The following is an 11867-nucleotide window of genomic DNA, read 5'->3' as shown; positions in this document are numbered from 1 at the left end:
TAAATTTGGCTCCTCTGACTGGACTCGAACCAGTGACATACGGATTAACAGTCCGCCGTTCTACCAACTGAACTACAGAGGAATTGTGTGAACGAGGCGAATAATAGCGAGGTATGCCGAACATGTCAAAGGGGAAACAGTAAATTTGGATTGTTTGCTTAGAGTTTGTGCAACTTATTGAGATTTTTGACTTTTAGCTCAATATTTACCCAAAAAATAGCAGTCGGCATCTCATTAAAGGGCGGGCTAGCCTGTTCCACGCTGCCCGCCGACGTGCTTATTGAGGTGTATCTGTCAGTATAAACATGCCGTATGGATGGATTTGCAGGTAATAACTGTCGCCAAGGGCCGGTTGCAGTTGCGTGGCATTGACCTGCAACAGCAAAGATTGGCCTTGCCAGTTCACCAGTACTTCATATTGTGGCCCCATATAAGCCACTTTATTAATAGTACAACGCTGGCTTGGCTCACCTTGTTGGCTCAGGGTGATGGCCTCTGGCCGTACACCTACGGTGGATTGCTGCAACTCACCAGCAAACCCTCGTGGTTTAGGAATGTGATAACCAAAAATCTCAACGCTATTGCTGTGAATGCTGGCTGGGAAAACATTAGCATCCCCCATAAAACTGGCCATAAAATGTGAGGCCGGTTGGCGGTACAGTTCTTGTGGTGCACCAATCTGCATTATTTTTCCTTTATTCATCACCAAAACAGTATCTGAAACGGCAAAAGCTTCACTCTGGTCGTGGGTCACATACAGCGAGGTAATATTGAACTGTTGCTGCAACTCGCGGATTTTATCGCGCATGCTGCGGCGCAGGTTGGCATCCAGATTACTGAGGGGTTCATCAAACAACAGCACCTTGGGTTTAAGTATCAATGCCCTTGCCAGTGCCACGCGTTGTTGTTGCCCACCAGAGATTTGATCGACGAAGCGATCAGCAAACCCCTCTAAATCGACTAATGCCAGCGCTTCCTGTACCCGTGTACGTATTTCATCTTTTGGCCGACCCAGCATTTTCAGGCCATAACCGATATTCTCGCCCAGCGACATATGCGGGAACAAAGCATAGGACTGAAACACCATACAGATATCGCGCTGTTGGATAGATCTGTCAGTAACATCTTCGCCATCGATAAATATTTGCCCACCGGACGGTTTCTCCAGCCCGGCAACCAGTCGTAGTACCGTGGTTTTACCGCAACCGGATGGCCCCAGCAGCGTGACCATTTCCCCTTTGGGGATCGCCAGATTCAAATCGTCAATGACGGTATGGGTGCCAAAGTGTTTAGTGACATGCTTAAGTTCGACAAAGTGCTTTTTATCAGCCCCATTATGTTTACCGGGCTTCGTATTGTTATCGGACAGCGTCTTTTTATCAAACAGGGTCTTTTTATTGAACATAATATTCAGCCTTATCGAGATGTCATTATTCAGCGTTACTGGCTTTTGAGCGGGCAATACGCGCTTCGCCAACCCAATAATCAAACAGGAAGATGATGGCAAGCATCACCACAATCAGAATGGAGCCATAGGCGATCGCGATACCGTATTCGCCATCTTCCACCCGGTTAAGGATGTAAGAGGTGGCGACGCGGGTGTCGGGCGTTACTAAAAAGACAATGGCACTGACGGTAGTCATGGCGCGGACAAAGCTGTAGATCAGGGCTGATAGGATGGCCGGGCGTAATAATGGCAGCAGAATGTAAATCACGGTGCGCAGTGAACCAGCCCGTAGGCTGAGAGAAGCCTCATCCAGTGATTTATCCAATTGACCTAATCCGGCAATTCCGGCGCGGATCCCTACTGGCACATTACGCATCACCATCGAGATAATGATGATGGCAGCGGTCCCGGTCAGGTATACCGGCGCACTGTTAAATGCCAGTATATAAGAGACGCCAGCCACGGTGCCGGGTACCGCGAAGCACAGCATGGTACTGAATTCGATGGTTTTTTTACCACGGAATTGTTGACGTACCACGATATAAGCGATCAGCAAGCCCAGTGCGGCGGTGATGGGGGCAGCGATCCCAGCATATAACAGGGTATCGAGCAGGGAAGGCCACGCGCCGTCACTGAAACCTTGTCCGAATAACTGATTAAAGTTATTTAGCGTCAGGGTGTAATCGACCCCCCAGTTAACGGTGAAGCTGCCGTAGAAAATGCTGCCGTAAAGCAATACGTTAAAGGCAATCCACACAGAGAGCATGGCAGTGGTGCCCCACACCAGTGACACCGGTAATGGCTGGACATCGCCCCGTGAGGATTTACCCGAAATGGTGACGTAAGAGCGTTTGCCGATCCACATGTATTGGATGCAGAAGATAAACAGTGAGAACATCAGCAAGATAACACCCAAGGTGGAGGCTGCCGGATAGTCGAGTTGTGCGCCGGTGATGTAAAAGTAGATTTGTGTGGCCAGCACGTCAAAGTTACCCCCCAGAACCAGTGGGTTACTGAAGTCGGCCAGTGATTGCACAATGACAATTAAAAATGAGTTAGCCAATGCCGGTTTTAACAGGGGGAGAAACACCTGCATAAAGGTCTGCCAGCGGCTGGCGCGCAAGGTATAAGACGCTTCTTCCAATGATGGATGAATGGTTTTAATTGCGCCGTCGAGGATCATAAATGACATGGGCGTAAAGGCCAGAACCTGTGCCAGCCAGATACCGGTGAAACCATATAGCCAGTTGGTGTTGGTCAATCCGAACCCGGTGACCATCAATTCGGTAATATAGCCGGAACGGCCCATCATCAGGGTCACGCCCAGCCCAACCACAAATGGCGGGGTGACAATCGGTAAAATCGAGAAGATCCGGCTGAGTAACGCAGAGCGTTTAGCAATGCGCGTGGTGTAAATCGCCAGTACCATCCCGAAGAAGGTACAACCAATACCCACCGCGACCGACAGCAGGAACGAGTTCCAGATGACTTGCAAGATATGTGCCTGCCCGAGGATCGCCATAAACTGCCATGGTGCAAAGCCACCGCTTTCATCGGTAAAGATTGGAATGAAAATAGCGATACTGGGGAACAGAATAAAAACGCTAATCAGGGCAATAATGGTGACCAGCGAACCGAGCACAAAGCGGTCGCCTCCGAGCCATTCAAGGCGGGCCAGCGCGAGGGTAATCACGGCCCCCAAAGCGATAAACAACCCGATAGTGGCAAACCCTAGCCCACGTCCCAGCCAGGCTGAGGTTGTCACCACCACCAGCACGCAGAACAGAGCGTAGCCCGCATCAAACAGATGGCGACTGCGATGTTCGCGACCGGCAGGAGATAACGGCCGTAAAAGCAGCAATAACGGCAGGCCAAACCACAGAAGGCTGATGTTCAGGCTGGACCAACCGTAAGCGGCCAATAGTTCGGCGCGGCTGGCTTCGAGCAGGCCGTAATCTAGACTGAACGCGGGTAGTAAGGCAAAAGCCGCCACGGCAAAAGCGAGCCAGTAGGATATGGCATCCCGTGTAGCATGTGTCATGGTGTTCCCTAAATGATAGCTACCTAAAAGTACGGTGGGTAAACCGTACTTTTAGGTATAAAAAGTGAATAACCAAAAACTAGAAAATTTGTGAGACCAATGACAACGTGCTCACCGTCGGACTCCGAGTCCGCGAAGCATTGGCAGTCGTCAACAACTGTGGGCTGTTATTGCCCCATCTTGACGTCATTAACCCACTTGGTGATCAACTTCTTACGCATCTCGGTGGCACCGTAGGTGTCCATGTCGTAGTTAATCAGCTTCAGATCATCAAGTTTGAGCGAGTTAGGTGAGGTTGCGGCGGTGGTATTGGTCAGGATCTGGTAGGACTGACCTTTCTGCCATGCTAATTCTTGTGCTTCTTTTGACAGCACCCAATCGACGAATAACTTGGCGTTATCCAGATTACGCGCGCCTTTCAGAATGCTAACGCCACCGATTTCATAACCGGAACCTTCACAGGGCGAGATCAATTTTAGTGGTGCGCCTTTCTCTTTTTCCAACGAGTAATCATGTAAGAAACCAATACCGATAGTGGTTTCGCCACGGGCGGCGTTACGGGCCGGGGCAATACCGGACTTAGTATATTGCGACACGTTGGCATTCAGTTTTTTCAGATAATCGAAGGCGGCATCCTCGCCCCACAGTTGTGAGAAGGTTGCCAACGCCGTGTAAGCGGTGCCGGAGCTTTGTGGATCGGCTATCTGAATCTCGCCTTTGTAGACAGGATTGGTCAGATCTTTCCAGCATTTGGGTTCTGGCAGACCTTTTTCTTTCAGGCGATCGGTATTCACCCCTATACCCAAAATGCCGATGTATACCGCAGATGAGTAATTGCCTTTACGTTTTGCCGGGTCCCGAAATTGCGGCATGATTTGAGCGAGGTTAGGGGACGGGTAAGGATAGAGTAAGTCCATTTCACCCGCCTGAGACTGCGGATCCAGCGTGCCGCCATACCAGACATCCGCCTGTGGGTTCTTTTTCTCGGCATCGACTTTAGCCAGTGTGCTGCCGGAACCATTACGGATAAAGCTGGTTTTGACATCGTATTTCGCGCCGAAGGCTTTGGCTTCTTCTTCACACATGGCATTGGTGGCACTGCAATAAATCACTAAACGACCTTCTGCTTTGGCGACGGTAGTAAAGGTGCTCAATACGAGGCCAGCAGCAATCAATACAGAGAGAGGTGCGAGTTTCATAACATTATCCTTTTTATACTCTGATGTCCCCGAAATCGGGCGATAAACAGAGGTGTAGTGGTAGGGACGAGGTATTGTTTTACAGACTCAATTATTTTGGTTATCGCTTTTATCCGTCGGGGTAACACTATTAGCCGCCGGTTTAAACCTTAATCCATTCACGCTGGTCATCAGTTGCGGCATTAATAACAAGCCGACGCAGGCTGATGCCAGGGTCAGTAAAGCAAAAAAACCTTGCCAACCGTAATATTGCAGCACTTGGGACAGTGGCCAGCCCGCCAACGCGGCACCGAGATAAGCAAATAAACCGAGAAATCCGGTTACCGTACCGGCGGCATCTTTATGGGTATATTCGGTGGCCGCCAGGCCAATCAGCATTTGTGGCCCAAAGACAAAAAAACCAATACTGAAAAACGTCACTGATAGCAGTGGATAGCTATGTAGCGGTGCCAACCACAGTGCAGTCATGGTCAAAAATAATCCTAAAGCAAATAACAAAATCATCGGTGCGCGCTGGCCACGAAATAACAAATCAGACCCCCAGCCAGCAAATAAGGCACCAAACAATCCCCCCAACTCAAACAGCGATAACGTGGCGTTGGCACTGAGCAAATTGACCCCATGGCTCTCTGCCAACCAGATATTGCCCCAATCGTTGAGGGCGATGCGGATCAAATAGACCAGCACGTAAGAGACCCCAAGTAACCAGATGGTGCGGTTGCGCAAAATAGCATCCCGCAAAATACGGCCCATCGGCATGGGCGGGCTTTGCTGTTCCTGCCACTGATCTTGTGGATCCCGCCGCCATTGGCCGATAGTGGGTAAACCTTGCTGTTGCGGTTTATCGCACAATTGCCAGCACAGCCAAATCCCCAAGACAAGACCTATCGCACCCGGTACCAGCAGCGCTGCCTGCCAGCCATAATGTGAGGCCAGAAAGGCAGACAGCAGCGGCACCGCCGCACCACCAATGCTGATGGAGGTATTCCAGCAACCCCACCAGCTACCGCGTTCACTGCGTGAATACCATGTGCTTAGCAATTTGGCACAAGGCGGCCAGCCCCAGCCTTGAAAGAAGCCATTTAAGGTCCAAACCACCAGCAAGGCCGGTAAGGAGTGGCACAGGGTAAACACCACATTCAGTATCCCGGTCATCATCAAGCCGATACCCATAATCCAGCGGGCTTGAGTACGGTCACTGACGATGCCGGAAACAAATTTGGAACCGCCGTAGGCCAGATAAAACAGCGTGCCCAGTAAGCCGATATCACCTTTATCCAGTCCCAACTCCAGTTGCATCACTGGCATGGCGTAATTGACACTTTTGCGCGTCAGATAAAAGGCGGCATACCCCATCACCATGGCGGCCATTAGGCGCGGTCGCCAGTAGCGATAGCGCGCATTCACCTGTTCCGGTGTCAAAGGCTCAGGGGGTAAAGTCTTTGACGACAAGGGCGATGCAGGCATGGATTCCTCCAGTAATTGTGTTGAGTGTAAGGAAGGTAAAAGCGAAAGAGATGAGACAAGGTTGTAGGCGGCTAGGAATAATGCTTATTTATGAAGGCTTTTGATTCAGTTCTGTGGGCAGGCTCACAGAGTCGTAGTTACGGACATGGGTTGGCAGATTGACCACCACTCGAGTCCCTAAACGGCGTTGCAGCAGCCAGTCACCTCCCAGTGCGCGCACCCGTTCTTCAATGCCACGCAGGCCAAAGCCACCCCCTTGAGGTTGCACTGGTATCCCCATTCCGTCATCGCGAACATCTAACGTAATGATATTGTCAGTCAGGCGCAGGCTGACCTAGATATTGCGGGCGTTAGCATGTTTATTAATGTTATTCAGCAACTCCTGCACCAGGCGGTACAGGGTAAACACCACCGCATCTTCACCGGGGGTCGGCGGCAGGGCATAATCCAGTTGGAAGTTGATCCCTTGCTCGGCAAAGGCAAACTCGTCAGCCAGATGCTGTAGTGCTTGATCCAACGGCATTTCGTCCAGTACGGGCGGGCGTAATTGGCGTAGCAGTTGGCGGGTAGTTTGATGAATTCGTTGCGACAAACTGCTGATCTGATTTGCGGCTAATTGCGCGGCCGGAGTAGGCGCACTGCGGTTGACCAGCATTGCCTGAATTTGAATGGCGGTGATGTTTTGGCCGATCTCATCGTGCAGTTCACGGGCAATCTCTTTGCGCACATCTTCCTCGGTATGCACCAAGCGTTCCAGCAGTTTGCGACGCGTTTGTAACTCTTGCTCCAACTGATTGCGATAACGGTGCAGATGTTGTGCCAGTTGCTGCTGGCGGCTGATGGCTATGCCCAGTGTCATCCCTAATAACGCCTGAGTGGAGAGGAACAGCTCCAGTTCTGCCAAATCATGGAATGCACCGCTGGCCTGACGGGTAACCGTTATCATTAGGCTGCCTAATACCGCCGCCAAAACGCCCCCTTGCCAGCCGAATTTGTACGCCATAAATACATTGGGCAGAAAAACAAAAATCAGCAACAGGCGCTCCATATTGGGGGCAATAGCCATTTGTACACAAACCCCAATGGCAAAAATCAATGAGCACCAAATCAGCAGCGAAGTGCGCAGGGGCGGATCGGGCATCTGCTGAGAGAATAGGTTACTGATATGCTGCTGCTTTAAATATTCATAGATTAGATAGGTAAACGGCACGAGCAGAATACCACCGGTAAAGCTGGCCAGTAGAGTTTGGGTGAAAGGTAAGGGCAGCCAGAAGCCCAGAACCAATCCGTGCAGCAAACTGTTGCCCGTCACGGCGGTTAGCAGGAGTAATAGCCGTTGCCAGTAAAGGGTGTAGTGATGCCAAAAGCGCTGGGTCAGCCAGGCGGGGATCAAACTTAGGAAAGGGGACAGCGTAATCAGAACGGTAGTTTGCAACTGTTGGTTATACAACCACCCCAACAGGGCACATTCGGCCAGCAAAAGTACTGGCCAATAGCGGCGTGGCAGCAAAATCATTAAGGCCAGGCGTAGCCCTTGGGGTAACAGTAAAACGGCATGCAAGCCGTCATCGCTAAGATAAAAACTGATGGTCCATAGAGCCAGCCAACTCAAGGAGTAGAAAATAGCCAGGAACAGCGATAGCCCCATCGACCGCAGTTGCCACATATCAGTTACCTGCCAGTAATTGATGCTGGAGCGCGAAGTGCACCAATTCGACGGTGGTTTCGCAATTGAGTTTGCCCAGAATATTGGCACGATGTACATGAACGGTTTTATGACTGAGCAGCAATTGTTCGGCAATGGATTTAACACTAATGCCATTGATTAACAGTTGGAAAACTTCTTTCTCACGCGGGGTTAATATCGCCAGTTGTTGTGGATGTTGTGGCATATGGCGCAGCGCGCGCAATGCATCAGCGCATAAATAAAGGCCGCCACCACTGACGGTTCGCAGCGCCTGGACCAGTTCATCCGGGCCACAACGTTTAGTCAAATAGCCACTGGCACCGGCGTCCATGGCACTTTGTACAAAGGCAGTGGTGTCATAAATACTGAGAATAATGGCGCGAAAATGAGGCATTTTCTGGCGCAGGCGCTTAAGCAAACTTAACCCGCTTTCATCTGGCATCGAAATATCCATAACGGCAACATCGACATCAATATTAGGCAGGTTGGCCCAAGCCTCTGCGGCCGAACCATATTCGCCAATAATGCGAATATCTTTTTCCAGCGATAACAATTGGGCAAAACCGGAGCGGACGACAATATGGTCATCTATCAATGCAACATTAATCATGATTTTTCATCATTACGGAACCTAACCTGCATGATGCTCATCAATCTTTGACTGAGCAATCATTGTTATCAAAAATGTAAGAGGCTTAACATATGCAGGAAAAAATTGATGATTAAATAGGCAATTATTATCATGAAAACAGTGCGTCCCACGGGTCAGTGGTGGAACGCATGTTGCTGCGGTAGGTTTCCACCTTTATTAAGATTGATTATTTTTTAATACTGATGAGTTGAGCCGATCAGCGGCCCAACTCATTAAAACCAGCCTCTCTTAACCGGTATAAACGCCGAATACTCTGGGCAACCACAGTGATATTTCCGGAATATAAGTCACTAGCATCAGTACCAGAAGCAATGCGCCGTAGAATGGCAGCATGGCTTTAACGACCTGCTCAATTTTCTGTTTACTCACCGCACTGGCAACAAACAGCACCGAACCGACTGGTGGTGACTGCGGCAGCAAAGTCGCGTGGATAACCTTTTTTATCCATTTCCGGGATCATCACTGAGCCAATAGAAGCAGTATCTGCCTTATGAATTGCCGATCATCACTCTCGGGCGGTGGGTCTGCGGGCCAAAAAACAGGCGCTCGATAATAAACATTAGGGTAATCGCGGAGCCTATTGGCAGTGGAGTATAGGTTTGCCCGGCGGTCAATAATGGGAACTCAGCCACCGGTTGTGACCAAAGTTCACGGCACAGGATGTAGCTATAAACCAGAATAAACCGACTTATCAGCACCATTAGCAAATCAACCAACAATGTGCAGGCTTTTTTACCTGATTCTGAGAGTCGGTCAGTGACCATACTGACCGCAATATGCGAACCAGAACGGTAACTGGCTGCTGCGCCAATAAAGGTAAATGTCACCATACATAAAATGGCTACGGGTTCTGGCCAGGATAGGCCATCGTTTTGGATATAACGGGCGAATATCCCCATTGGGATAACCGCCACCATAATGATTAAGGCAATACCAGCTACCCAGATTGACAGGCGATACAAAACATCCATTGTTGATAGATAATAGCGAGCCATAGCTGAACCTTACGAATAAAAAGAAGTATCAGCGATATTAAAGACGATTAATACCGCCAGCAGAGGTTATTGGACGGCTGCAATTTGTTTAATCAGCTCCTGATGATGTAACTTGAAAGATGACGGATTTATTAATGTATATAAAAGGGCTATTCCTTTATCCCCAGGGCAGTTAACCTGGCTGTTTACATTTGTTTTTAAATTGACCACTGTCACAGAAAAAGAAATATCAGGAACTGTGTTTCAGTAATTATAAAATTGTATTTTATGTAATGTTTAATCATAACCGGCAGCCATTAATGGCATCTGATATCGGGCTATCAACCGTGTTTAGCTTGCTGATCGTGGTGTTTACATGGGCGGAATAGTTTCTGATATTGTGGTGGCGTGGGTTAACTACTACTATAAGGGCCTATTAATCAACATGATTAGGATAACGCGTGACGTCGGTATTTATCCGTAATTTTACCTTTGCCGCACTACCTGGTAGCGGTTTAAACGGCCAGCCGTTGTTTCATGGACTTTTGGCCAAATGTGATTTTGATGTCAATGAGTATCGGGATGAACTGTTTGCCGTGTATGGCATTGCGTTTCCTGGCAGTTTGCAAAAAGCGGTGGCAAAACGGCGCGCCGAATATTTAGCAGGGCGCTTTGTCGCCCGACAAGTGCTGAATATGCTGGACGTGCGTAATTATCCGCTGGTAAACGGGGGGGATCGCGCACCACAATGGCCCACCGGTTTGATCGGCAGCATCAGTCATAGCAGCCAACGTGCCCTCTGTACCGCACAAATCATAACTCCAGCCGCTGAAGCTACGGGTGAAAACAACCCTGTCCACGGTGTAGGGCTGGATATCGAAAGTCTGATTGCCGTTGAAAGGGCAAAAGACCTGTGGCCGGGTATTCTCAGTGAGGAGGAGTACCACTCCTTTCAGCACGGCCCATTACCTTTTAATCAGTTGCTGACATTAGCTTTTTCAGCCAAAGAGAGCTTATTTAAAGCCGTGTATCCACAACTGGGCCGTTATTTTGACTTTCTTGAGGCTCGTTTCCAAAGTTACTCACTGGACTCGGGGCGTTTTGAATTACAGTTATTACGGGATTTAAGTGAAGACTTCCCCGCAGGCCGCAGCTTTACGGGGTGTTTCACGGTTAACGACAGTGATATTCAAACATTTATTGCTTATTAATCTTGGTATTACCATTTTTTGTAATAACTTTTCATCCTTTAAGTTGGAAAGTTTAATTAATATAGGCTAAACATTTTGCTACCAACCTTATGTATCTGATAGGACATCATGAAATATACAGTGCTATTGGTTTTTATCTTATGTGTAACCTATGTGCATTTTCGCGGTAAGGTTCGTTATAAATTCTGGCGTCAACTCTCTGACCATTCGACTTTTGTCTCGCCAATCAATGTGTTTATGTATTTGTTTTCACGGGTACCCAGCACACCTTATTTGAAACAGGACCTGTTTCCAGAATTAACCGTACTACGCGATAACTGGCCGAAAATCAGGGATGAGGGCAAGGCGTTGATGGAAATTCAGCAAATTAAAGCATCAGATAAGTATAATGACGCCGGTTTTAATTCTTTCTTTAAAACCGGCTGGAAGCGTTTTTATCTGAAATGGTATGAAGATAGCGATCCATCGGCAATGACACTTTGCCCATACACCACCTCGCTGTTGCGTGACTTACCCTCGGTGAAGGCAGCGATGTTTGCTGAATTACCGCATGGCAGCCGTTTGCCCCGGCACCGCGACCCTTATGCCGGCTCCTTACGTTATCATCTTGGTTTAATTACCCCGAATGACGATCGCTGCTTTATTGATGTCGATGGCACCACCTACAGTTGGCGTGATGGTGAAGGGATATTGTTTGATGAAACCTACATTCACTACGCCGAAAACCAGAGTGGGCAGAACCGGCTCATCCTATTTTGTGATATTGAACGGCCAATGCGCTACCGCTGGGCGCAATGGATTAACCATTGGTTAGGGCGCAACCTGATGAGTGCGGCGACTGCGCCCAACGAAGAAGGGGATCGTACCGGTGGTGTCAATCGGATGTTTAAATATATCTATGCGGTACGTAAGGTCGGGAAACGGTTAAAAGCCTGGGATCGTAGGATTTATTATCTGATTAAATGGATTTTGTTTGGCGGCATTGCTGCATTGATTTTTTATGCGTTATAACGCGAGATAATTAACCGAATACATGGTCAAGAAGCCCGTTTAAACGAGCTGCTTTTTGATTACTAACTAATTTTACAATCCATGTGAGAAATTACGAGGTATCGTATTCTTGTCTAACAGGCCCCCAATTAAGCCCCCAAATTATTCAGATGCAAAAAAACCTCCCTGAGCATGTGCA

At 48.8% G+C, this 11867-nt stretch carries 9 protein-coding genes, 1 tRNA gene and 2 pseudogenes; 2 read left to right on the top strand and 10 right to left on the bottom strand.

Translation table 11 applies throughout. The features are described 5' to 3' along the window. Nucleotides 1–6: 6 nt before the first annotated feature. The 10 genes and pseudogenes from AEP37_RS20990 to AEP37_RS20950 all read right to left on the bottom strand — a co-directional run bounded on the left by AEP37_RS20990 (nucleotide 7) and on the right by AEP37_RS20950 (nucleotide 9488). Nucleotides 7–82, bottom strand: a tRNA-Asn gene (locus tag AEP37_RS20990). Nucleotides 83–277: 195 nt separating this feature from the next. Next, nucleotides 278–1405 carry a ferric ABC transporter ATP-binding protein gene (fbpC, locus tag AEP37_RS20985; protein WP_408068346.1) on the bottom strand — a complete coding sequence of 376 codons (1128 nt, stop codon included), beginning with the start codon at nucleotides 1403–1405 and terminating at the stop codon, nucleotides 278–280. Between the two features lie 25 nt (nucleotides 1406–1430). Next, entirely contained in the window at nucleotides 1431–3488 is a 2058-nt protein-coding gene (locus tag AEP37_RS20980; protein ID WP_049615170.1) for an ABC transporter permease, read from the bottom strand. Nucleotides 3489–3655: 167 nt separating this feature from the next. Beyond that, entirely contained in the window at nucleotides 3656–4687 is a 1032-nt protein-coding gene (locus AEP37_RS20975) for an ABC transporter substrate-binding protein (RefSeq protein WP_049615169.1), read from the bottom strand. A gap of 87 nt (nucleotides 4688–4774) precedes the next feature. Further along, complete coding sequence (gene uhpC / locus AEP37_RS20970; RefSeq protein ID WP_049615168.1) at nucleotides 4775–6154, bottom strand: MFS transporter family glucose-6-phosphate receptor UhpC; 1380 nt, start codon at nucleotides 6152–6154, stop codon at nucleotides 4775–4777. An 88-nt stretch (nucleotides 6155–6242) separates the two neighbouring features. Beyond that, nucleotides 6243–7820 (bottom strand): annotated as a pseudogene (locus tag AEP37_RS20965) (MASE1 domain-containing sensor histidine kinase). A gap of 1 nt (nucleotide 7821) precedes the next feature. Further along, on the bottom strand, nucleotides 7822–8451 hold the full coding sequence (locus AEP37_RS20960) for a response regulator transcription factor (RefSeq protein ID WP_049615167.1): 630 nt from the start codon (nucleotides 8449–8451) through the stop codon (nucleotides 7822–7824). A 270-nt stretch (nucleotides 8452–8721) separates the two neighbouring features. Beyond that, nucleotides 8722–8901, bottom strand: a pseudogene (locus tag AEP37_RS20955) (TRAP transporter large permease subunit); the annotation flags it as partial. After that, entirely contained in the window at nucleotides 8855–8953 is a 99-nt protein-coding gene (locus AEP37_RS27980) for a hypothetical protein (protein ID WP_156168703.1), read from the bottom strand. The gene AEP37_RS27980 and the pseudogene AEP37_RS20955, both read right to left, overlap by 47 nt. A 28-nt stretch (nucleotides 8954–8981) precedes the next feature. Then, nucleotides 8982–9488: a TRAP transporter small permease gene (locus tag AEP37_RS20950; RefSeq protein WP_049615165.1), complete on the bottom strand. Its 507-nt coding sequence runs from the start codon at nucleotides 9486–9488 to the stop codon at nucleotides 8982–8984. 440 nt (nucleotides 9489–9928) lie between these two features. Here AEP37_RS20950 and AEP37_RS20945 point away from each other — a divergent pair, with 440 nt between their 5' ends. Together AEP37_RS20945 and lpxO are read left to right on the top strand one after the other, a co-directional pair. Further along, a complete protein-coding gene (locus tag AEP37_RS20945) occupies nucleotides 9929–10678 on the top strand; it encodes a 4'-phosphopantetheinyl transferase family protein (RefSeq protein ID WP_049615164.1) in 750 nt (249 codons plus the stop codon). Nucleotides 10679–10786: 108 nt separating this feature from the next. Beyond that, on the top strand, nucleotides 10787–11689 hold the full coding sequence (gene lpxO / locus AEP37_RS20940) for a lipid A hydroxylase LpxO (protein WP_049615163.1): 903 nt from the start codon (nucleotides 10787–10789) through the stop codon (nucleotides 11687–11689). The last annotated feature ends 178 nt before the right edge of the window (nucleotides 11690–11867 follow it).

The organism is Yersinia pekkanenii, assembly GCF_001152565.1.
Taxonomy (GTDB): Bacteria; Pseudomonadota; Gammaproteobacteria; order Enterobacterales; family Enterobacteriaceae; genus Yersinia; species Yersinia pekkanenii.
Note: the sequence above shows the minus strand (reverse complement) of the source record. Positions and strands in the feature narration are given on the sequence as shown.

What these genes read in the sequence shown, in the direction of transcription:
- fbpC (WP_408068346.1), bottom strand. Translation starts at nt 1,405, where the DNA reads ATGTTCAATAAAAAGACCCTGTTTGATAAAAAGACGCTGTCCGATAAC.
- AEP37_RS20980 (WP_049615170.1), bottom strand. Translation starts at nt 3,488, where the DNA reads ATGACACATGCTACACGGGATGCCATATCCTACTGGCTCGCTTTTGCC.
- AEP37_RS20975 (WP_049615169.1), bottom strand. Translation starts at nt 4,687, where the DNA reads ATGAAACTCGCACCTCTCTCTGTATTGATTGCTGCTGGCCTCGTATTG.
- uhpC (WP_049615168.1), bottom strand. Translation starts at nt 6,154, where the DNA reads ATGCCTGCATCGCCCTTGTCGTCAAAGACTTTACCCCCTGAGCCTTTG.
- AEP37_RS20960 (WP_049615167.1), bottom strand. Translation starts at nt 8,451, where the DNA reads ATGATTAATGTTGCATTGATAGATGACCATATTGTCGTCCGCTCCGGT.
- AEP37_RS27980 (WP_156168703.1), bottom strand. Translation starts at nt 8,953, where the DNA reads ATGATCCCGGAAATGGATAAAAAAGGTTATCCACGCGACTTTGCTGCC.
- AEP37_RS20950 (WP_049615165.1), bottom strand. Translation starts at nt 9,488, where the DNA reads ATGGCTCGCTATTATCTATCAACAATGGATGTTTTGTATCGCCTGTCA.
- lpxO (WP_049615163.1), top strand. Translation starts at nt 10,787, where the DNA reads ATGAAATATACAGTGCTATTGGTTTTTATCTTATGTGTAACCTATGTG.